The sequence below is a fragment of the Isoptericola luteus genome (assembly GCF_020297055.1).
Classification (GTDB): domain Bacteria; phylum Actinomycetota; class Actinomycetes; order Actinomycetales; family Cellulomonadaceae; genus Isoptericola; species Isoptericola luteus.
Genome location: NZ_JAIXCQ010000005.1, coordinates 58222 through 78755, shown reverse-complemented (window position 1 = coordinate 78755; position 20534 = coordinate 58222). Strand labels below are relative to the sequence as shown.

The window sequence follows — 20534 nt, the reverse complement described above, 5'->3', positions numbered from 1 at the left end:
TCGAAGGAGACCCGATGCCCCGCGCCCGTCACCCGTTCCCGCTGCGCTGGAACGACAACGACCAGTACGGCCACGTCAACAACACCGTCTACTACGAGGCGATGGACACGGCCGTCAACGCCTGGATGATCCGCCACGGCGGCCTGGACCCGGCCGGCGACGTCATCGGGCTGTGCGTGGCCTCGTCGTGCGACTTCCGTGCGCCGGCGTCCTACCCGGAGCAGCTGGAGGTCGCGATCGGCGTCACAAAGCTTGGGCGCACCAGCCTCACGTGGGACCTGCACATCCTGCGCGCCGACCACCCGGCGGAGCCGATCGCGCTCGGCCGGTTCACGCACGTCTTCGTGGACGACGCGACCCGGCGCCCGGTGCCGGTCCCGGACCGGCTGAGGGCCGCCGTCACGACGCAGCTCACCGACTGAGCGACCCCTCGGCGGGGTCGCGGGCGGAGTCACGGGCGGGAACGCGGGGGCGAGCACGGTCGCTAACATACCGACCGCGCGGTATGCTCGCCACATCCCGACGACGTGACGACGAAAGCAGGTCGACGATGACCGCAGTGCCCGGCCTGGACCTCGCCGGCCTGACCCGCTGGCTGGCCGGCGCCCACCCGGACCTCGCGGACGGCGACCTGTCCGCCCAGGTGATCGCCGGGGGACGGAGCAACCTCACCTACCGCGTCGACGGCGCCCGGGCGCCCCTCGTGCTGCGCCGGCCGCCGCTCGGCCACGTGCTGTCCAGCGCCCACGACATGACCCGCGAGCACCGGGTCATCTCGGCGCTCGCCGGCAGCCCGGTCCCCGTCCCGCGCACCATCGACGTCGTCGACGACTCCACGGCCGGCGACGTGACCGGCACCGTGTTCTTCGTCATGGAGCACGTCGACGGCACCGTCCTCGCCCGACCACGGCAGAACGCCGCGTACACCGCCGACGGACTGCACGCCCTCGGCCTCTCCCTCGCCGAGACGCTCGCCGACCTGCACGCCGTCGACCCGGCCGCCGTCGGCCTCGCCGACTTCGGCCGGCCCGCCGGCTACCTGGACCGCCAGCTGTCCACGTGGCGGCGGCAGTACGACGCCTCCCGGTCCCGGGACCTGCCCGTCCTCGACGAGCTGCAGGAGGCCCTGGCCGCGCGGCTGCCCGCCGGGCGCGACGGCGGCCGCACCGGCATCGTGCACGGCGACTTCCGCCTCGACAACGCGATCGTCGCCGGCCCGGCCCACGCCCCGTACGTCGCCGCCGTCCTCGACTGGGAGATGGCCACCCTCGGCGACCCCCTGGTCGACCTCGGGATGCTGGGCCTGTACTGGGACATCAACGCCATCACCGAGGGCCACGCCACCACGAGCGCGGTCGTGCCCGGCGCCGGCTACCCCGAGTTCGACGAGCTCGCGGACACGTACGCCGCGCGGTCCGGGACCGCGCTGCCCGACCTCGGCTGGTACCGCGCCTTCGCCGCGTACAAGCTCGCCGTGATCCTCGAGGGCATCCACTTCCGCTACCGCGCGGGCGAGACGGTCGGGGACGGGTTCGACCGCATCGGCGAGCTCGTCGCACCGCTCGCCGCGGACGGCCTCGCACGTGCCCGCGCGGCCGGCACCGTGACCCCTCCTTCGCACCCGACCGGAACGGTGGTCTGACATGGACTTCGCCCCCGACGCCCGCACCACCGAGCTCACGGAGCAGGTGCGCACGTTCCTGCACGAGCGGGTCCTGCCCGCCGAACCCGTCCTCGACGCCCAGCTCGCGGCCGCACCGGAGGCCTGGACGTTCCGCCCCGTCGTCGACGAGCTCCGCTCCGCCGCCCGCGCGCAGGGCCTGTGGAACCTCTTCCTGCCCGCCGGCGGTCCGACCGCGCCGTACGGCGCCGGCCTGACGAACCTCCAGTACGCCCCCCTGGCCGAGCTCACGGGCTGGAGCACCCGGCTGGCCCCGGTCGCCTTCAACTGCGCGGCCCCCGACACCGGGAACATGGAGCTCCTCGCCCACTTCGGCACCCCCGAGCAGCGCGAGCGGTGGCTGGCCCCCCTGCTGGACGCCCGCATCCGCTCGGCGTTCTCCATGACCGAGCCCGACGTCGCGTCGTCGGACGCCACCCAGATCGGTACCCGGATCCGGCGCGACGGCGACGACCTCGTGATCTCCGGCCGCAAGTGGTGGTCCACGGGCGCCATGAGCCCCGACGCGCAGCTGCTCATCGTCATGGGCAAGACCGACCCGGATGCGCCCCGGCACCGGCAGCAGTCCATGGTGCTGGTGCCGCGCGACACCCCGGGCGTGACGATCGTGCGCCCGCTGACGGTGTTCGGCTACGACGACCGCGACCACGGCGGGCACGCCGAGATCGTGTTCGACGACGTCCGCGTCCCGGCGTCGTCGATGCTGGGCGGCGCCGGCGAGGGGTTCGCCCTCGCGCAGGCACGGCTCGGGCCAGGCCGGATCCACCACTGCATGCGGGCGATCGGCACGGCGGAGCGCGCCCTGGCGCTCGCGGGCGAGCGCGCCCGCTCCCGGGTCGCGTTCGGCCGGCCCCTCGCGGACCAGGGCGTGGTGCGCGAGTGGGTCGCGAACGCGCGCGTCGAGCTCGAGTCGCTGCGGCTCCTCGTGCTCAAGACCGCCTGGCTCATGGACACCGTGGGCAACCGGGCGGCGATGACCGAGATCCAGGCCATCAAGATCGCCGTGCCCCGCGCCGTCCAGACGATCCTCGACCGCGTCATCCAGATCTTCGGCGCCGCCGGCGTCTCGGGCGACCAGCCGCTGGCGGAGATGTTCGCCGGGGCGCGGTCGCTGCGCCTCGCGGACGGCCCCGACGAGGTCCACCTGAGCTCCCTCGGCAAGGCCCAGCTCCGCGCACCGCGGTAACGACCGCGCCACCCCAGCAGGCATCCGTCCACGATCAACGACGACGAGAGGACCCGACATGACGCACCGCCCCGACGAGGCCGTCGACGGCCCCGGCTTCGGGACGCTGTCCCTGGCCAGCATCCTGGCCGAGACGGCGACGCGCTCCCCCGAGCGCCCCGCCCTGCACTTCATGGGCGCCACCACCCGGTACGGCGAGCTGTGGGAGCAGACCCGCGCCTACGCCGGCGCCCTGGCGGCCCGCGGCATCGGCCGGGGCGACCGGGTCGCGGTCGTCGTGCCCAACGTGCCGGACTTCCCGCGCGCCTTCTACGCCGCCCAGGCGCTCGGCGCCGTCGTCGTCCCGGTGCACCTGCTGTTCAAGGCGCGCGAGATCGAGTTCGTGCTGCGCGACAGCGGCGCCGACCTCGTCGTCGTCGCGGCACCGCTGCTCGGCGAGGCGCTGCCCGCGGCCCGTGCCGCGGGCGTCCCGCTCGTCACGGTGCTCGCGCCGCCCGTGAGCGCCGGCGGTCCCGACCTGCCGCGCCTGGAGGACGAGGCGGCCGCCGCCGAGCCCCTGGTGCGGCACGTCCCGGTGCACCCCACCGACGCGGCGACCATCCTTTACACGAGCGGCACCACAGGCACCCCGAAGGGCGCGGTCGGGTCGCACCTGGCGGCCGTCGAGCAGGTGCACTGCTCCCTCATCGACTCGTTTGACCTCAAGCCGCACGACGTCGTGTTCGGCGGGCTGCCGCTGTTCCACGCGTTCGGCCAGATGGCCGTGATGAACATGGCCTTCCGGGTGGGCGCCTCCGTCGTCCTGCTGCCCCAGTTCGACCCGGACCTGGCCCTGAAGCTGCTCGTGGCCCACCGGGCGACGGTGTTCACCGCGGTGCCCACCATGTTCGTGGGGATGATCGAGGCGGCCGGCCGCACGGCCGAGCGCCCACCGTTGCGGTACGCCGTCTCCGGTGGCGCGGCCCTGCCGACGGCGGTGCTCGAGGCCTTCTCGGAGGCTTACGGCGCCGAGGTGCACGAGGGGTACGGGCTCACCGAGACCTCGCCGTCGGTGTCGTTCAACGTGCTGGGCGAGCCGATCCGGCCCGGCACCGTGGGCCGCCGCATGTGGGGGGTGGACGTGGCCGTCGCCGACCCGCTCGAGGAGCGGCGCGTCGACCTGCTCGACGAGCCGGGCACGCTCGGCGAGATCGTGGTGCGGGGCCACAACCTCATGAAGGGCTATCTGGGCCGGCCGGACGCGTCGGCAGCCGTCGTGCACGACGGCTGGTTCCGCACGGGCGACCTGGGCACCGTCGACGCCGAGGGCATCATCACGATCGTCGACCGCAAGAAGGACATGATCATCCGCAACGGCTACAACGTGTACCCGACGGAGGTCGAGTCGGTGCTGGTCGACCACCCCGACGTCGCGATGGCGGCCGTGTTCGGGCTCGACGACGCGATCCACGGCCAGGAGATCCACGCGGCCGTCGTGGCCAGGGACGGCCGCTCCGTCGACGGCGAGGCGCTGCGCGAGTACGTGCGCGAACGCGTCGCGGCGTTCAAGTACCCGCGCGTCGTCCACGTGGTGGACCAGCTGCCGGTCGGCCCGAGCGGCAAGATCCTCAAGCGCTCCCTGCAGGACCAGTTCGCCCCCTCTGCGGCGAGATAGAGAGGCGGGGGGGCGGGGGGGGGGGGGGGGGGGGGGCGCCCCCGGGGGGGGGGGGGGGGGGCGGGCGGAGGGCACGGACCGCACCGGTGCGGTCCGTGCCCTCTCTATCTCGTGGGCTCGCCTCTCTGTCTCGCCGCGCCTCAGGGGGTCGGGATGCCCTCGTTCTCCAGCGGCACGGGGGCGGGCTCGGCCGCCGCGACGGCGTCGCCGTCCACCCGGTAGGTGGCGCCGACGAAGTCCTGCACCCCGCCCGTGACGACGGCGATGCCCACCCCGTCGTACGCGGCGTGGTCGTCCGCGCCGAAGGTCAGCGGCAGGATGCCGTTGCCGACGAGCGCGCCGGACTCCACCGCCTCGGTGAGCGACTCGCGGGTCGGGTCGTCGCCCGCCTTGGCGAGCGCCTCGGCGAACAGGTAGCCGACGCTCATCCCGTACACGGTGTTCCCGTCGAAGGGCGCGCCGTCGTTGTACTCGTCGTTGATCTGCTGGAACAGCTCGTACCAGTCGCTGCCCGGGCTGTTCTGGAGGTAGTTCGCGCTCACGAAGCCCTCGAGGAGCGCCGGGCCGACCTCCTCGCCCAGGAAGCCGACGAGCGTCGGGTAGTCGCCGCCCGACGACGAGGCGTACCACTGCGGGGACCAGCCCATCTGCGCGGCGGTGCCGAGCGCCATCGCCGTGAACCCGTTGATGGTGGCCAGCAGGTTGACCTCGCAGCCGGCCTCCTTCATCGCACCGAGCTGAGCGGTGACGTCCTCGGACGACGTCGTGTACGTCTGGTAGCTCGCCACCCCGTCCGCGCCGAGCGCGAGCTCGACGCCCTCGAGGAACGTCTCGCCGAAGTCGTCGTCCTGCCCCAGCACGCACACGACGGCGTCGGGGTCCTCGTCGCGGGCGTACTGCGCCAGGGCGGCGCCCTCGACGACGTAGTCGGCGTTGAACCCGAAGGTGCCCGGGTACTCGTCGGGCTGGTTCCAGGTGGTGCTGCCGGAGGCCACGAACAGGTCCGGCACGCCGTTCTGGTCCAGGTAGTCCAGGACCGAGCTGTGGGTGGGCGTGCCCAGCCCGTTGAGGATCGCGAAGACCTTGTCCTCCTGCACGAGCTCGCGCACGACGCTCTGCGTCGTGGCGGGGTTGTAGCCGTCGTCCTTGACGACGTAGTCGATCGTGCGGCCGTTGATCCCCCCGTTGTCGTTGACGTAGGCGAAGTACGCCTTCGTGGCGGCCGAGATCGAGGAGAAGCCGGCCGCCGCCGGCCCGGTCAGGGGCTGGTGCGACCCGACCTTGACGCTGTCGTCGTCGATGCCGGGCGTCGCGGCGGCGGGCGTGCTGCACGCGGCCAGGGTCAGCGCGACGACGGCGGCGGAGGCCGCGGCGGTGGCCCGGACCGCGGGCGGCGCCGTGGACCGTCCGGGCTGGGGGGTGGGGACGGGCGTGTGATTCCGCATCGGAGTCACCTCTCTGTGATCGGTAGCGGGTCGGGCGTCTGGTCGGGGGCTTGGTAGGAGGCTTGGTCGGACGTCGGGTCGGAGGCCGGGGCAGGTGCCGCGTCGGACGTCGGGCCGGGCCCGTCGTCGGCACGGCTTCGGCGCAGGGCGCGGGCCAGCCGGCCGCGCGGGCCGGCGCTGGCCGCGGCGAGCCCGCCCGGCCACACCACGGTCACGGCGACGAGGAGCGCGCCGAACACGGCGAGGGCGAGATTCCCGGACAGCCGCTGCTCGAGGTCGGCGGACAGCCCGCCCGCGGACGTCAGGGCTTCCACGAGCCAGGGCAGCAGCACGACGAGCGCGGCGCCCGCCGCCGCTCCCCCGATGCTCCCGAGCCCGCCCACCACGACGGCGACCAGGAGCAGCAGGGAGAACGCCAGCGAGTACCGGCCGGGGCTGACGCTCTGCGTCACGACGGCGAGCACGGCGCCACCCAGGCCGGCGGCCACGGCGCTCACGACGAACGCGCCGACCTTGACGCGCGCCGGCGAGATGCCGGCCAGCCGGGCGGCGACCTCGTCGCCGTGGGTGGCGCGCATGCGCAGTCCGGCGCGGCCGGAGCGCAGCACGACGAGGGGCGTGACGGCGAGCGCGGCCACGACCACCGCGATCCACGCGTGCCACTGCTCCACGACCATGAGGCCGGCCAGCGGCGCGGGCACCGCCTCGAACGGCACGCCGAGCCCCTGGTCCTTGCCGAGCCCGGGCACCTGGGTCGTCAGCGCGGGCAGCGCGATCACGAGGGCGAGGGTCAGGCCGGCGAGGTACGGGCCACGCAGGCGTGCCCCGGCGAGCCCCAGCAGCCCTCCGACCGCCGCGGACAGCACCAGAGCACCGAGGATGCCGAGGGCGAACCGGGCGGTGCCGCCCAGGCCGGCCTCGGCGGCCGGGCCCGCCACGAGGGCGTACCCGTAGCCGCCGGCGGCCATGAGCACGGCGTGACCCAGGGAGAGCTGGCCGGTGAGCCCGACGAGGAGCGTCAGGCCCGCCGTCGCGCAGAACGTCGCGGCGATCACGGCGAGCTGGTAGTTGCGGAACGGGTCCAGGGCGAACGTGAGGGCGAGCGCGAGCAGCGTGAGCAGCACGGCTCGGACGACGATGGCGCGGGTGGTCCGAGGGGCTCGGGTCCCGGGACGGGCAGGGCTCCGGGTCATGCGGTCCGGGCCTCCTTCGTGGCGAAGATGCCGCCCGGGCGGACGAGCAGCACGCAGGTGAGCAGGGCGAGCACGGCCAGGGGCGCCAGGCCCGCCGACGCGTACCCGGTGACGAGGCTGATGAGGACGCCGACGACGAGGCCGCCCACGAGCGCCCCCGCGGGCGAGTCGAGGCCGCCGAGCACGGCGACCGTGAAGGCGTGCACGAACAGCACGTCCCCGGAGTGGGCGTTGAGGCCGAGCTCCGTGGGCACCAGGAGCAGCACCGCGAGCGCCGCCACCGCGGACGACAGCATCCAGCCGATGGTGACCATGCGCGGCACCCGCACCCCGAGGAGGCGCGACACCTCCGGGGCGACGGCCGACGCCCGCAGCTGCAGCCCGAGGGTGGAGCGGTTGAACAGCACCCCCAGCCCGACGACGACCACGAGGGCCACGAGCAGCACGAACAGGTCGTACCGGGACAGCACCGGGACGTCGCCCACGTACAGCGGCGCCTCCGAGAGCACCGGCGTCATGGGCCGGTGCTTCGGGCCGAAGAAGATGCCCAGCAGCGCCTGGAGCACCATGACCAGGCCGATCGCGACGATCATGCCGGGCATGGGCGTGCGCCCCGCGACGTGGCGCATGAGGCCCCGTTCCACGGCGACGCCGAGCAGCGCCCCGACGACGAGCGCGGACAGGAGCGCGAGGACGTAGGACCCGGTGGCCTGCTGCACGGCGAAGGCGACGTAGACGGCCGCGACCGCCATCGCCGCCTGGGCGAAGTTCACGATCCGTGCGGCGCGCCAGATGATGACGAGCGACAGGGCGAAGAGCGCGATCACGAGGCCGCGTGCGACGCCGGTCGAGACGAGAAGGACGAGGCGGTCCATGAGTTCCTCTCAGAAGCCCAGGTAGGCGTGACGCAGGGCGGGGTCGGCGGCGATGTCCGCCGCCGGGGCGTCGGCGACGACCTGCCCGAGGGAGAGGACGACACCGCGGTCCGCGATGGACAGCGCGCTGGTGACGTTCTGCTCCGCGAGCAGCACGGTGAGCCCGGTGGCGTCGGCCGCGTCGCGCAGGGTGCCGAACAGCTGAGCCACGACGCGCGGGGCCAGGCCGAGCGACGGCTCGTCGAGCAGCAGCACCCGCGGTCGGGAGATCAGGGCGCGCGCCAGGGCGAGCATCTGGCGCTCGCCGCCGGAGAGCTGGTGCCCCGCGCTGGTGCGGCGCCGCGCCAGCGGCTCGAACAGGGCGTACATCTCGTCGACGGCGGCCCGTCGCTCGGCCCGCCCGGCACAGCGCCACAGCGCCCCGAGCTGGAGGTTCTCCTCGACGGTGAGCTCGGTGACCACGCTGCGCCCCTCGGGCACCTGGGCGAGCCCGCGGCGCACCCGGTCCTCGACGCGCACGGCGGCGAGGTCGGCGCCGTCGAGCAGCACGCGCCCCGCGCGCGGGGTGAGCAGGCCGGACAGGGTGCGCAGCACCGTCGTCTTGCCCGCACCGTTCGCACCGAGGAGCGCGACGACGGCGCCCGGTGCGACGTCGAGGGTCAGACCCTCCACCACCGGCGCGCCGGCGTACCCGACGACGAGGCCGTCGACGGCGAGCGCCGGGCTCATCGGGCGGCCTCCAGCCCGAGGTAGGCGGCCTCGACCGCAGGGTCGGACCGGACCTCGTCGGGCGTGCCGCACGCGACCACGCGCCCGAAGTCCAGGACGACCACGCGGTCGGCGACCTCCATGACGAAGTCGACGTGGTGCTCCACCAGGAGCACGGAGCTGCCGCTCGCCACGACGCCGCGCACGACGTGGGCGAGGCCCGCGATGTCCTCGGCCCCGAGGCCGCCGGCCGGCTCGTCGAGCAGCAGCAGCCGGGGGTTCGTCACCAGGGCGCGGGCCAGGGCGACCCGCTTGCGCTCCGGGTACGGCAGCGCGTCGACGACGGCGTCCGCCGTGTGGAGCAGGTCGAGCCGTTCCAGCGCCGCCGCGGCCAGGGCGCGACCGTCCTCGCTGCGGCGCTCACGACCGGAGAGCGGGACGAGGACGTTCTCGGCCACGGTCATCCCGCTGAACAGGCCCAGGCCCTGCAGGGTGCGCGCGACGCCATGCCCCTGGAGCCGCGACGTCGCCGCCGGGGCGGGCCGGCCGTCGATCCGCACGCTGCCCGCGCGCGGCCGCACCAGGCCGCAGACGACGTTGAAGACGGTCGTCTTGCCTGCGCCGTTGGGCCCGATGAGCGCGACGACCTCGCCGTCGCCCACGGCGAACCCCACGTCGTCGAGAGCGGTGAGCCCACCGAACGTGACGGTGAGGCCCTCCACCTCCAGGCGCGGGGTCGCACCTGAGGGCGCAGCGGCGCCCGGCCTCGGGCCGGCGGCGGTCAGGGGGGTCGTCGAGCGGGACATCGGCACCTCTTTGTGTCGGGGTACGCCCACGATAGCCGAAAAACCGACTGGCCGGTATGTCATTCTGGAGAATGTTGCACGGCCGTGATCCAGGGCTCAGCGCGACGGGCACGACGGCGAACGGGCGGCCCCGAGGGGCCGCCCGTAGCGGACGTCAGCAGCGGTCGTTCGTCAGCGGTGGCCGACGCCGGCGGTCATGCCGCCGTCCACCACGAGCTCGGCGCCCGTGAGGTAGGCCGAGTCGTCGCTCGCGAGGAAGACGACGGTACCGGCGAGGTCGTCGGGGGTGCCGCCACGCCCCAGCGGGATGGGCAGGCGCGAGGGGTCGATCTTCGCCGTCATCGCGGTGTCGATCCAGCCCGGGTGCACGGAGTTCGCGCGGATCCCGGCGCGCCCCAGCTCGACGGCGATCGACTTGGTGAGCCCGCGCACCCCGAACTTGGCCGCGACGTAGCCGTGCAGGCCCTCGCTGCCGAACAGGCCCTCGACCGAGGAGATGTTGACGATCGACCCCCGCCCTGCGGCGCGCATGGTCGGCACCACCGCCTGGCACCCCAGGAACGTGCCGGTGAGGTTCACCGCGATCACCGCGTCCCACTTGGCGCGCGTGTAGTGCTCGAGCGGCCCGGCGTTCGCGATGCCCGCGTTGTTGACGAGCACGTCGACCGTGCCCCACGCCCGGACCGTCGCTGCCACGACACGTTCCCACGCGTCGGCGTCCGTCACGTCCAGCGGCTCGAAGCGCGCGCGCTCGCCGAGCTCGGCCGCGAGCGCGGACCCCTCGTCGACGAGCAGGTCGGCGACGACGACGCGCGCGCCCTCGGCGTGCAGGGCGCGGACGTACGCCGCCCCGATGCCGCGGGCGCCGCCCGTCACGATCACGACGCGGTCGGGCAGGCGGTGGGACACGGGCACTCCTCGGGGACGGGGGCGGGCGGTCGACGGGCGGTGGTGCGGGGGTCAGTCGGCGACGCGGATCACGAGCCGGCCGGTGGTCCGGCCGTCGGCCAGGCGCTGCACCGCGCCCGGCGCGTCGTCGAACCCCACGACGTCCTGGATCACGGGCCGCACGGGGCCCGCCTCCGCGAGCCGGGCCAGCTCGGCGTGGGCGGCGTCGACGAGCTCGGGGCGGCGCTGCTGGTAGAGCGCCCAGTGCAGCCCGAGGACGGAGTAGTTCTTCACGAGCGCGTGGTTGGCGCGCACCGGGGGGATCTCGCCGCTGGCGAAGCCCACCACGACGATCCGCCCCTCCAGGGCGATGCAGCGCGTGGACTGCTCGAACGACGCCCCGCCCACCGGGTCGAAGACCACGTCGGCACCGGACCCGGCGGTGAGCTCCTTGACGCGTGCGGCGATGCCGCCGTCGGCGTCGCGCACGATCACGTGCTCCGCCCCGGCCGCCCGGGCCACGTCGGCCTTCGCCTCGCTGCCCACGACGCCGATCACGCGAGCGCCCGCGGCCGCACCGAGCTGGCAGGCGGCCGTCCCGACCCCGCCCGCGGCGGCGTGCACGAGCAGCCACTCCCCCGCCTGGAGCGCCGCCCGCCGGTGCAGGCCGAACCACGCGGTCTGGTAGGCGATGGTGAGCGCCGACGCCTGCGCGTCGTCGAGGGACTCCGGCGCCTCGCGCACGGCCGCGACCGGCACGGCGGCGTACTGCGCCAGCACGCCGATCTTGGACCCCACGACCCGGTCGCCGACCTGGAGCCCGGACCCGTGCGCGTCGGCGCCGAGCGCCACGACGTCCCCGCACAGCTCGATGCCCGGCACGAACGGCAGGTCGGGCTGCACCTGGTACTGCCCGCGGGCGAGCAGCGCGTCGGGGAAGTTCACGGCGACGGCACGCACGCGCACCAGCACCTCGTCGGCGGCGGGCTGCGGCACCGGCAGGTCCGCGCGCTCCAGCACCTGCGCCGGCTCGCCGTGCCGGACCACCTGCCACGCGCGCATCGTCTGCGGCAGGGTCGCCGCCCCGCGCTCGGTCGCGTCGGTGGTCCGTCCGGTCGTCTGCTGCTCGGTCATCGGCTCCTCATCCTCGTCGTCAAGGCCGTGAAGGTCGTGAAGGTCGTCGCGGTCCTGGGGCGCACCGGCCCCTAGGCCGCGATGCTGCGCAGGAACAGCCCGGTGAGCTGCTCGGCCACTTCGGTCTTGGTCTCCGGCCCCTGTGGCGAGTACCAGTGCGACAGGTAGTGCACGTCGCTGAAGAAGTGCGCGACCAGCACGGACCGCGGGACGTCGGTCCGGAACCTGCCCTCGTCCTGGCCCCGCTCGAGGAGCCCGGAGAACTCGTCGTGGTACTCGCGCCGACGACGCGTGACCTCCTTGCGCCGCGGCTCGGTGAGCATGTGCAGGCTGCGGAAGAACACGGTGCCCTCGGGCAGGAAGTCGATCGACGTCTCCACGACGTCGACGCACACCGCCCGCAGCACGTCCTCGACGGGGCCACCGACGGCGACGATCTCGTCGAGGTGCGACTTCTGCAGCGTCAGCATCCGCTCGTAGATGGCGAACAGCAGGTCGTCCTTGGACTGGAAGTAGTGGTACATGGCGCCCTTGGTGACCCCGGCGGCCTCGACGATCTGCTGCACGCTCGTGGTGGCGTACCCCTGGGAGGCGAACAGCTCGAGGGCAGCCTGGAGGACCTGGTCGGCGACGTGGGTGGTCTTCATGCCCTCATCCTTCACCCGACGGGCACGATGCTCGCGCCGCCGTCGATCAGGAGGTTCTGGCCGGTGACCCAGGCGGCGTCGTCGGACAGCAGGAACGCGACCGGCCCGGCGACGTCGTCGGGCACGCCGAGCCGCGCCAGCGGGTAGCGCTCGGCGACCTGCTCCTCGTGGCCGTCGTAGAGCGCCCGCGAGAAGCGCGTCTTGACGACGGCCGGTGCCACGGCGTTGACCCGCAGCGCGGGCGCGAGCTCCTGGGCGAGCTGCTGGGTGAGGTTGATGAGCGCGGCCTTGGAGACCCCGTAGAACGCGATGTTCGGGCTCGAGGACACCCCCGAGATCGACGCGACGTTGACGATCGACCGACTCAGGCCCGCGGCGACGGCGTCCCGCGTCCAGTCGAGCGCGGCGACGACGTTCACCTCGAGGATCTTGCGCACGACGTCGGGGTCGATCTCGAGCGCCGGGCCCCACGCGGGGTTGGTCCCTGCGTTGTTGACCAGGTGGTCGAGGCTGCCGTGCGCGCGGGCGATGTGCTCGAAGACCTCCGCGCGGTGTGCGGGGTCGTCGACCTTGCCCGCGACGGCGGACGCGTGCTCGGCTCCGAGCTCGGCGACGGCGGCGTCCAGGGCCTCGGGCTTGCGGCCGGTGAGCACGACCGAGCCGCCCTCGGCGACGAACCGCCGCGCCACCGCCAGCCCGATGCCGCGGCTGCCGCCCGTGATCAGGGCGACCCTGCCCTCGAACCTGTGCACCATCGGCTCCTCGTCCCGCGTCGTCGTCGACCGGCTGCACCGCGCAGCCGTACCGGCCAGTCGGTTTGTGCGAGCACCGTACCACGGCGCGGTGCCCTGGCCACGGGCGGGACCGTCGGGCACGATGGCGCCATGGACGACGCGACGAACTTCGAGCGGCCGCTGCCCCCCGACCCCTACTCGCTGCTCCCCGCACCGGGCTTCACGCTCACGAGCACGGACGTCACCGAAGGCGAGCCCCTCGCGGTCGACTTCACCGTCGACGGCGCGGGCGACTCGCCCCAGCTGTCGTGGTCCGGCTTCCCCGAGGCCACCAGGTCCTTCGTCGTGAGCTGCTTCGACCCGGACGCCCCGACGCCGTCCGGCTACTGGCACTGGAACCTCGTCGACGTACCGTCCACGGTGACGTCGCTGCCGCGCGGCGCCGGCGCACCCGACGGCTCCGGCCTGCCGGCCGGCGCCTTCCACGTGACCAGCGACGGCGGCCGGCAGGGGTTCGAGGGCGCCGGACCACCCGAGGGCGACCACGCGCACCGGTACGTGTTCGCCGTGCACGCGCTCGACGTGCCCTCCCTAGGCCTGACGACCGACAACACGAACGTGCACGTGGCGTTCAACGCCTGGTTCCACACGCTCGCGCGCGCCACGCTCACCGCCACCTACCGCCGATGAGCGTGCTGCCCACCCTGGGGGACCTCGCCTGGGAACCGGCGCTCGACCGTCCCGAGCTGCTCGCGGACGCCGTGCTGCAGGCGCTGCGGTCCTGGGCCGACCCGGAGGCCGTCGCCCAGGTCGCGGTCACCGAGATCGACCCGGACCACGCCGACACGGCGACCCTGAACGACGTGCACGGCCTACCGCCGGAGGCTTCGGCCAACTGCGTCGTCGTCGCCGGCCGACGCGGTGACGTCGAACGTGTCGCCGCGTGCGTGGTGCCGGCCACGACCTTCGCCGACGTCAACACACGCGTGCGCAAGCTGCTCGACGCCCGCAAGGCGTCGTTCATGGCGACCGACCGGGCGACCACCGAGTCGGGCATGGAGTACGGCGGCATCACACCCGTTGGTCTGCCGAAGGGCTGGCGCGTCCTCGTCGACGCCCGCTTCGTCGAGCCCGGCGCGCTCGCGCTCATGGGCTCGGGGCTACGGCGCTCCAAGCTGCTCATGCCCGGCACCGTGCTGTGCGTACTGCCCGGCGTCGAGGTGGTCGACGGCCTCGGCGTCGCGCGGTGATGATCGAGCGGCGAACCCCGCTCCTGCCAACAGCGCCGAGGGCGGATTCAAGTGGGGCGGTCTCATACGGTGCAAGCAACCCTCCAGTCAGACCCCCGCTGACCAGGAGTGTTGCTTGCACCGTATGACACCGCCGGCCAACCCGTCTTCTTTCATGCCCAAATGATACCGCGCTCGTTGACACGTCGGCCAAGCCGATTGCGCCTATCTCACGCCGCACCTATGGCGCCGCTCTAGGAAAGTCGCGACCGATTCGTTGTGGACCCAGTCATCATCATCTTGCGTACTCCACATGAATGCTACCGCCCCGCCAGCCTCCGGCAACCGCTTTGCTTCCCCCGTGGTCGCCTTACGAAACCGCTTTGACTTTGGGTGCAACCCAGCGCTCCGAAGTATGGCTTTAGCGTCGCTCAGGTTATGTGCTCGAACGAGCGCGGTACTCGGACGCAGGTTTCCGACCCGGTGGCCATCGGAACTCGCTGTCAGTTCCCAGAAATAGTAGACGTGCATGAGATACCTCACCGATAAGAACGCAACGTTACGAAATGCCGCGTGTGGACGACCTTGCCTCGCTTGTCATAGACCCGCACGGTGAAATCGGCCCAGTGGCCATACTCACCATATCGAACGTTGGGGACGGATGCCCGATATCCCTTCGATCTCATCTGACGGACGTAACGCCGGGCCTGTCCCTTGATATCCGCGACGTTCTTGCCATAGGTCCGCGAGAACGTGGAATTGCTTGTAAGACGAGCGCCACTCGAATTACTTTTCCGGGGCCCTGGGTTTGCCTTGTAGTTCTTCGATTTCGTGGCGCCTCGATTGACCCGTGTCGGGATCCAATAGGTGCTGGAACGACCGCACATGCACTGCCACTGCGTCCCAGTGAGGTCATGATAGTTGATGCTGTCTTGAGGATAAGTGTAGGCAGTAGTGTTGCCATCTCGAACTGGGTCGGTGCTGGAGAACTGGCCCGTTGCGCTGCTATAGAGTCGGGCGCCCATGAGTATGAGCTTTGTATTAGCGTTCGTGGCTCGCTCTTTGGCGCCAAGCCAAGCGTAGTTCACCGCTCCGCTCGTCGGGGCATTCACGGTGAACGTATTGCCGTACTCGTCGTAGATCCCGACTGAAGTGATTTGCGAAGGAGTGCCGGCAATGGGGATGTCGAGCGTTGTCGCGATCGAGCCCAGCGGGTCTGCAAGGGTGAGGCTCGCGTTCGTGCTGTCCGTGTTGTTCGAGGTGTCCTGAGTCCGAATCGCTTCGACGCCGAGGTCACCACCTACGGATGCTCCGTACCAGCTGGTTGTCGTGGTAGTTCCGCGTGTACTGGCGGCCCACCCAGGGTTGTCGCTGGTGTCTGTGTAGTGCCGCTCGACAGTACTAGCGCTATATCCGTCGCTGGTGATCTCCCGAGCACGCCTTCCCGCGGGGTCGAGCGTGAGGGTGGTGGTGGTCCCGCCTGCCCAGGAGCCTGCGCCAGCTCCCAGCCGCCGTCCGGCAGCGCAAACGTCGACGAGTCCACCGTGCGCTGGCTCAAGTCCTCCACCCGCTCGCCCGCCAGCCGGGCATTCACCTGCGCCGCCACCGCATCCGACGCAACCAGATCACCCTGCGGCCCCCGCGCTATCGGTACCCCCGGCACCGCCTTCGATGTCGCGGCCGTCGCTGGCACCTCAGCGACCGCACGCGGGACCGGAACACTGGTCCCCGTCACCCCTACCGCCGCCGCAGTCACAGCCGCAGTCACCGTCACGCGACGGAACCACGCCTCAGGCACACCAGCAAACGCCACCAGAGCAGCCACCGGGCACTCCCTCGTACCGAGCACCGGGGGCCAACCCGGCACCACCAGCCAGCCACCTCATGACGCTGACCCCAGTGCCACCGGCCCTACCGCTCCGCGTCTGGTGCGCCGAAGATATCCAAGACCCGACCGTTCGTCGAGGCAGCGACCAATATTCACCCGTCCGCACCGAAACCCTTGGTGACCTGCGACTTTATCGGCGCACACTGAAGGCCTCATCACGGCTCTCCAGGCGCAAGACACCTCGCCCGGCCGTAAGGCCAGGCGTCAGCCCGGCGGCGGCCGGCCTCCGCCGCTCAGATCGCGTCGTCGGGCAAGCCGGTCATGCGCGGACGTGCGCGACGGCGCTCAGCACTCGGCGCGGCCGCGGCGCCAGTAGCCCATGAAGGCCACGGACTTGCGGTCGACGCCCTTGGTGGAGACGAGGTAGCGGCGCAGCGTCTTGATCGACCCTGCCTCGCCCGCCAGCCAGGCGTACAGCACGGTGTCCTGGGCGAGCGGGTGCCCGGCTGCGTCGACGGGGACCTCCCAGAGGATCTCCGCGTCGATGTCGACGTCGGGCAGCTCGCCCTCGGGGTCGAGCCCTGCGACGGCGAGCGCCTCGGGCACCTCGGCGGCGGCCGACGGGCGCACGCCCATGGCGAGCATGCGGTCTGCCGCCTCTTGCACGGCGGGCACCAGGACATCGCCGTGCTCGCGGTCCTCCCGCGGCAGCCACGTGATGCGGACCCCTGCGGGGGCTGCAAGCGTCCAGCGGTCCTCGCGGTGCGGCACCTCGAGGAACACCTCGCCGACCGCGTCGTCGGGCAGCGACTCGCAGATCGACGCGATCGCCGGCACGGCGGTCTCGTCCCCGGCGAGCAGCAGTGCGTGGCTCGTGGCCGGCGGCTTGAACTCCAGGCCACCGTGGGGCCCGCCGGTGTAGGCCGCGTTGGGCCCCATGATGACGAGCGGGGCGCCCGGCTTCGCGGCGTTCGCCCAGCGGGAGGCGGGGCCGGTGTCGCCGTGCAGCACGATGTCGACGTCCACCTCGCGCAGGTCCTGGCGGACGGCGCGGACCGTGTAGGTGCGCAGTGGGTTCCGACGCTCCTCCGGCAGCGAGCGCCACGAGGTGAACCAGTCCGGGTTCTGCCGGTCGAGGTACTCCCATCCGCCGCACGGCGCGGGCAGCAGGAACTTGATCCGCTGGTCGCGGCCGTTGTCGGCGAACTCGTGCAGGTCCTCGCCGGTGAACGTGACCCGGATGAACGACGGGCACAGGCGCGTCACCCGGGAGACCGTGACGTCGAACATGCGGTACGGCTGGGCAGCCGGAGCGGCGCCGGCGTCGCGGGAGGGCGTGGTCGCCTCGACGGTCTGGGTCACGGTGGTTAGCCTAACCTCACCCCACCGGTCCGAGGCAAGGGCAGCCTCACCTCACGTGACGCGAGTCACATCCCTGAGGCCGCCGCCCTGACGACGAGCACCGGGCACTGCGCCGTCCGCATCAGCGTGTGCGTCGCGCTCCCCAGCAGCATGGCGGCGAACCCGCCCCGCCCGCGCGTACCGACCACCAGCCGCTCGGCGGCCTCGGACTCGCGGTGCAGCACCCGGGCGACCTGCCCCTCGTGCACCACGCCCGCGACCTCGACGGCTCCCGGCGCCGCCCCGAGCTCGCCGAGCCGCTCGGAGATGCGGTCGAGCGCACGCTCGACGAGCACCCCGGCGTCCGCCTCCGTGACGTCGTGCGCCTCGTGCTCCGAGGGACCGCGGGAGGCGACCCACTCCGCGGCGCCCGGACGCCACACCACGACCACGCGCAGCGGCCGCCCCAGCAGCCAGGCGGACTCCGTGCCCGCGTCCAGGGCGAGCGTCGCCGGCGTCGAGCCGTCATACCCCACGACGACGGGGGCGTCGGGAGCCAGGTCCACCTCCTCCACCGCGGGCACCACCACCACCGGGCAGTGCGCGTGCGCCGTCGCCTGCGTCACGACGGTGGCGTGCACCGCCTCGTACAGGCCGCCGTGCCGGCTGGCACCCAGGACGAGCGCGCCGGCGTCGCGCGACATCTCGACGAGGGCCGTGGCCGGCGGCGCATACTCGACGGCGGCCTCCGCCTGCAGTCCCGGCGCGACGTCCCGCGCGAGCGCGGCCGCCTCCTCGACGACGGGCCAGGCGCCGGCGTCGCCGCGCTCACCGAGGGTGGTGCCGTGCGGGTGGACCGCGACGTCGAGGTCGTGGGCGTCGCGGACGTACACGACCCGCAGCGTGACGCCACGCGCCCGCGCCTCGCGGGCCGCCCAGCGGAGGGCGGCCCCGGCCTGCTCGGACGCGTCGTAGCCGACGACCACCGGTGCACCCACCCCTCCATGGTGCCCCCGGGCGCCCCCGCTCGACAGTCAGGGAACCAGGCGGTCAGGTGGCGCGGCCGCCCCGGCTGCGCCACAGCAGCCAGACGAAGTACGGGGCGCCGAGCAGCGCCGTGCCGAGGCCCGCGGGGATCTGTCCCGGCGCGATGACCACCCTGCCGAGCGTGTCCGCCACGGAGACGAGCAGCGCCCCGAGCAGCATCGCGACGGGCAGCACGCGGCGATGGCGCGCCCCCACCAGTGCGCGCGCGGCGTGGGGGGCGACGAGCCCGACGAACCCGATGACGCCGACGGCGCACACCGCGGCCGCGGTCGTCAGCGCCGCCGCGCCGAGCAGGACCAGACGGGCCCGGTCCACGGGCACCCCGAGCACCCGGGGGGTGTCCTCGTCGAGCGCGAGCACGTCGAGCTGACGGCCCGAGACCGCGACGAGCGGCGTCAGCACCAGCAGGGCGAGCGCCACCGGGAGCAGCTGCGCCATGCTGCGCCCGTAGGTGGAACCGGACAGCCAGGTGAGCGCGAGATTCACGTCCCACGGCGCCACGATCAGCACGACGAGGCTGATGAGCGCCGTCGTCCCCGCCTGCGCGCCGATGCCGACGAGCACCAGCCGCTCGGAGGCGAGGCCACCGCGGGCCGACAGCGCGTAGACGCCGCCGAACACGACGACGGCTCCGGCCACGGCGGCGGCCGACATCGGCCAGATACCCACGCCGGGCACGAGCAGGAGCATCGTCACCGCGCCGAGCCCGGCGCCGGACGTCACGCCCAGCAGGCTGGGCTCGGCCAGCGGGTTGCGGCACACGGCCTGCACGACGGTGCCGGCGAGGGCCAGCGCGGCCCCGGCGAGCAGCGCGGCCAGCACCCGCGGCATCCGCAGGTCGAGGGCGAAGCCCACCTGGCGGCCCGCCGTGCCGGACACCCAGTTCGCCACGTCCCCGAGTAGCACGATCCGGTCGCCCAGCAGCAGGCCCGCCACGACGGCCGCCGCGAGCGCCACCACGAGCACCACGACCACCACGACCACGCGCGCGCGGCTGCGGGGCCGCCCCAGCGCCCCCCTGGCCCCCCGCGCTCCCGCGCCGGAGTCCCGCAGGCGGCGCGCGAGCCACACGAGCAGCACCGCGCCCAGGACGGTCGTGACCACGCCGGTGGGCACGATGAGCGAGGCCTGGGCGGGGAGCACGGCACGCAGCAGGACGTCCGCTCCGAGCACGACGACCACGCCCACGAGCGCGGAGAACGGCAGCAGCAGGGCGTGCCGCCCCAGGCCGGGCACCTTGCGCCCGACGAGGCGCGCGATGACCGGGGCCGCCAGCCCGACGAAGCCGACGGGCCCGGCGACCGTGACGGCCACGGCCGCCAGCAGCACGGCGACGACGACGGACACGACCCGCGTGCGGCGCACGTCGATGCCCAGCACGCTCGCCGCGTCGTCGCCGAGGGCGAGCAGGTCCAGCCGGCGCACCAGCAGCATCGAGACGGCGAGCCCGAGCACTACGACGGGGGTCGCGAGCGCGACCGTCCGTGAACCGGACTGGACGATGCTGCCGCTGCCCCAGGCGAACAGGCCCGTGGTCTCCTGCTCGAAGAGCACGAGCAGCACCATCGTGAGCGCGTGCAGCGCCAGCATGACCGCCGACCCGGCGAGCACCAGCCGGGTGGGCCCGTCGGAGCCGCCGCGGGAGATCACCAGGACCAGCCCGGCGGCGAGCAGCCCGCCGGCGAAGGCGAGCCCGCCCTGGAGGTAGAACGGCACCGTCACGCCCAGCGCCGCCACGCCGACCACCGTGACGTAGGCGCCGGCGTTGACGGCGAGGTTGTCGGGAGAGGCGAGCGGGTTGCGCGCCACTGACTGCAGCACCGCACCGGCCGCGCCCAGCGCGACACCGACCAGCACCCCCGCCAGCAGGCGCGGGAGCCGGGAGGAGATCAGCACGGCGGCCGTCTCGTCGGACGACGCGCCGACCAGGGACCGGAGCACCTCGAGCGGCCCGACGTCCGCCGTGCCCTGCGTCAGGTGCACCGCGCCCAGGACGAGCACGGCGAGCAGCGTCCCCGCGAAGACCGCCCCGAGCCGGCCGCGCGCGGGCGCGACCGGCTCGGGCGACACCGACGTCACCGGTCCGGGGGTCGTCGGACCGTTCATCAGCTCCGTCACGCGGGTTCCGTCTCTCGGGT

The 20534-nt window shown here is 73.3% G+C and carries 19 protein-coding genes; 6 read left to right on the top strand and 13 right to left on the bottom strand.

The window, feature by feature from the left end; all coding sequences use genetic code 11:
- Positions 1 to 14: 14 nt before the first annotated feature.
- The 4 genes from LEP48_RS09045 to LEP48_RS09030 all read left to right on the top strand — a co-directional run bounded on the left by LEP48_RS09045 (position 15) and on the right by LEP48_RS09030 (position 4521).
- On the top strand, positions 15 to 422 hold the full coding sequence (locus LEP48_RS09045; RefSeq protein WP_225565266.1) for an acyl-CoA thioesterase: 408 nt from the start codon (positions 15 to 17) through the stop codon (positions 420 to 422).
- A gap of 128 nt (positions 423 to 550) precedes the next feature.
- Positions 551 to 1642 carry a phosphotransferase family protein gene (locus LEP48_RS09040; RefSeq protein WP_225565265.1) on the top strand — a complete coding sequence of 364 codons (1092 nt, stop codon included), beginning with the start codon at positions 551 to 553 and terminating at the stop codon, positions 1640 to 1642.
- Between the two features lies 1 nt (position 1643).
- Positions 1644 to 2867 (top strand): acyl-CoA dehydrogenase family protein, encoded by a 1224-nt coding sequence (locus LEP48_RS09035; protein ID WP_225565264.1) that lies wholly within the window; start codon positions 1644 to 1646, stop codon positions 2865 to 2867.
- Positions 2868 to 2925: 58 nt separating this feature from the next.
- Positions 2926 to 4521 carry a long-chain-fatty-acid--CoA ligase gene (locus LEP48_RS09030; RefSeq protein ID WP_225565263.1) on the top strand — a complete coding sequence of 532 codons (1596 nt, stop codon included), beginning with the start codon at positions 2926 to 2928 and terminating at the stop codon, positions 4519 to 4521.
- A gap of 140 nt (positions 4522 to 4661) precedes the next feature.
- On the opposite strand, the gene LEP48_RS09025 is transcribed toward LEP48_RS09030, so the two are convergent.
- The 9 genes from LEP48_RS09025 to LEP48_RS08985 all read right to left on the bottom strand — a co-directional run bounded on the left by LEP48_RS09025 (position 4662) and on the right by LEP48_RS08985 (position 12972).
- Entirely contained in the window at positions 4662 to 5966 is a 1305-nt protein-coding gene (locus LEP48_RS09025; RefSeq protein ID WP_225565262.1) for an ABC transporter substrate-binding protein, read from the bottom strand.
- Between the two features lie 5 nt (positions 5967 to 5971).
- Positions 5972 to 7159 (bottom strand): branched-chain amino acid ABC transporter permease, encoded by a 1188-nt coding sequence (locus LEP48_RS09020; RefSeq protein WP_225565261.1) that lies wholly within the window; start codon positions 7157 to 7159, stop codon positions 5972 to 5974.
- Positions 7156 to 8034, bottom strand: coding sequence for a branched-chain amino acid ABC transporter permease (locus LEP48_RS09015; RefSeq protein ID WP_225565260.1), 879 nt, complete (start codon positions 8032 to 8034; stop codon positions 7156 to 7158). The genes LEP48_RS09020 and LEP48_RS09015 overlap by 4 nt, the downstream gene beginning before the upstream one ends.
- Before the next feature lie 9 nt (positions 8035 to 8043).
- The gene (locus LEP48_RS09010; protein ID WP_225565259.1) at positions 8044 to 8763 is read right to left on the bottom strand and encodes an ABC transporter ATP-binding protein; all 720 of its coding nucleotides are present in this window, start codon (positions 8761 to 8763) and stop codon (positions 8044 to 8046) included.
- Complete coding sequence (locus LEP48_RS09005; RefSeq protein WP_225565258.1) at positions 8760 to 9548, bottom strand: ABC transporter ATP-binding protein; 789 nt, start codon at positions 9546 to 9548, stop codon at positions 8760 to 8762. The genes LEP48_RS09010 and LEP48_RS09005 overlap by 4 nt, the downstream gene beginning before the upstream one ends.
- Positions 9549 to 9719: 171 nt before the next feature.
- Entirely contained in the window at positions 9720 to 10457 is a 738-nt protein-coding gene (locus LEP48_RS09000; protein ID WP_225565257.1) for an SDR family oxidoreductase, read from the bottom strand.
- A 51-nt stretch (positions 10458 to 10508) separates the two neighbouring features.
- A complete protein-coding gene (locus LEP48_RS08995; RefSeq protein ID WP_225565256.1) occupies positions 10509 to 11570 on the bottom strand; it encodes an NADPH:quinone oxidoreductase family protein in 1062 nt (353 codons plus the stop codon).
- Positions 11571 to 11641: 71 nt separating this feature from the next.
- Positions 11642 to 12217, bottom strand: coding sequence for a TetR/AcrR family transcriptional regulator (locus tag LEP48_RS08990; RefSeq protein ID WP_225565255.1), 576 nt, complete (start codon positions 12215 to 12217; stop codon positions 11642 to 11644).
- Between the two features lie 11 nt (positions 12218 to 12228).
- Positions 12229 to 12972, bottom strand: a complete 744-nt coding sequence (locus tag LEP48_RS08985; protein ID WP_225565254.1) for an SDR family oxidoreductase — start codon at positions 12970 to 12972, stop codon at positions 12229 to 12231.
- Between the two features lie 129 nt (positions 12973 to 13101).
- On the opposite strand from LEP48_RS08985, the gene LEP48_RS08980 reads away from it, so the two are divergent.
- Positions 13102 to 13641 (top strand): YbhB/YbcL family Raf kinase inhibitor-like protein, encoded by a 540-nt coding sequence (locus LEP48_RS08980; protein WP_225565253.1) that lies wholly within the window; start codon positions 13102 to 13104, stop codon positions 13639 to 13641.
- Positions 13638 to 14201: a YbaK/EbsC family protein gene (locus LEP48_RS08975; protein WP_225565252.1), complete on the top strand. Its 564-nt coding sequence runs from the start codon at positions 13638 to 13640 to the stop codon at positions 14199 to 14201. Before LEP48_RS08980 ends, LEP48_RS08975 begins: the two co-directional genes overlap by 4 nt.
- A 518-nt stretch (positions 14202 to 14719) precedes the next feature.
- Here LEP48_RS08975 and LEP48_RS18935 read toward each other — a convergent pair.
- The 4 genes from LEP48_RS18935 to LEP48_RS08955 form a co-directional block, all read right to left on the bottom strand.
- The gene (locus LEP48_RS18935) at positions 14720 to 15322 is read right to left on the bottom strand and encodes an RHS repeat-associated core domain-containing protein (protein ID WP_225565405.1); all 603 of its coding nucleotides are present in this window, start codon (positions 15320 to 15322) and stop codon (positions 14720 to 14722) included.
- A gap of 1031 nt (positions 15323 to 16353) precedes the next feature.
- Entirely contained in the window at positions 16354 to 17370 is a 1017-nt protein-coding gene (locus LEP48_RS08965; protein ID WP_225565251.1) for a siderophore-interacting protein, read from the bottom strand.
- Positions 17371 to 17435: 65 nt separating this feature from the next.
- Positions 17436 to 18347 carry a universal stress protein gene (locus tag LEP48_RS08960; protein WP_225565250.1) on the bottom strand — a complete coding sequence of 304 codons (912 nt, stop codon included), beginning with the start codon at positions 18345 to 18347 and terminating at the stop codon, positions 17436 to 17438.
- A 52-nt stretch (positions 18348 to 18399) separates the two neighbouring features.
- Positions 18400 to 20502: an iron ABC transporter permease gene (locus LEP48_RS08955; protein WP_255641075.1), complete on the bottom strand. Its 2103-nt coding sequence runs from the start codon at positions 20500 to 20502 to the stop codon at positions 18400 to 18402.
- Positions 20503 to 20534: the final 32 nt, after the last annotated feature.

Excerpts from the sequence above, each read along its gene's own strand:
- LEP48_RS09045 (WP_225565266.1), top strand. The coding sequence starts at position 15 with ATGCCCCGCGCCCGTCACCCGTTCCCGCTGCGCTGGAACGACAACGAC.
- LEP48_RS09040 (WP_225565265.1), top strand. The coding sequence starts at position 551 with ATGACCGCAGTGCCCGGCCTGGACCTCGCCGGCCTGACCCGCTGGCTG.
- LEP48_RS09035 (WP_225565264.1), top strand. The coding sequence starts at position 1,644 with ATGGACTTCGCCCCCGACGCCCGCACCACCGAGCTCACGGAGCAGGTG.
- LEP48_RS09030 (WP_225565263.1), top strand. The coding sequence starts at position 2,926 with ATGACGCACCGCCCCGACGAGGCCGTCGACGGCCCCGGCTTCGGGACG.
- LEP48_RS09025 (WP_225565262.1), bottom strand. The coding sequence starts at position 5,966 with ATGCGGAATCACACGCCCGTCCCCACCCCCCAGCCCGGACGGTCCACG.
- LEP48_RS09020 (WP_225565261.1), bottom strand. The coding sequence starts at position 7,159 with ATGACCCGGAGCCCTGCCCGTCCCGGGACCCGAGCCCCTCGGACCACC.
- LEP48_RS09015 (WP_225565260.1), bottom strand. The coding sequence starts at position 8,034 with ATGGACCGCCTCGTCCTTCTCGTCTCGACCGGCGTCGCACGCGGCCTC.
- LEP48_RS09010 (WP_225565259.1), bottom strand. The coding sequence starts at position 8,763 with ATGAGCCCGGCGCTCGCCGTCGACGGCCTCGTCGTCGGGTACGCCGGC.
- LEP48_RS09005 (WP_225565258.1), bottom strand. The coding sequence starts at position 9,548 with ATGTCCCGCTCGACGACCCCCCTGACCGCCGCCGGCCCGAGGCCGGGC.
- LEP48_RS08995 (WP_225565256.1), bottom strand. The coding sequence starts at position 11,570 with ATGACCGAGCAGCAGACGACCGGACGGACCACCGACGCGACCGAGCGC.
- LEP48_RS08990 (WP_225565255.1), bottom strand. The coding sequence starts at position 12,217 with ATGAAGACCACCCACGTCGCCGACCAGGTCCTCCAGGCTGCCCTCGAG.
- LEP48_RS08985 (WP_225565254.1), bottom strand. The coding sequence starts at position 12,972 with ATGGTGCACAGGTTCGAGGGCAGGGTCGCCCTGATCACGGGCGGCAGC.
- LEP48_RS08980 (WP_225565253.1), top strand. The coding sequence starts at position 13,102 with ATGGACGACGCGACGAACTTCGAGCGGCCGCTGCCCCCCGACCCCTAC.
- LEP48_RS08975 (WP_225565252.1), top strand. The coding sequence starts at position 13,638 with ATGAGCGTGCTGCCCACCCTGGGGGACCTCGCCTGGGAACCGGCGCTC.
- LEP48_RS08955 (WP_255641075.1), bottom strand. The coding sequence starts at position 20,502 with ATGAACGGTCCGACGACCCCCGGACCGGTGACGTCGGTGTCGCCCGAG.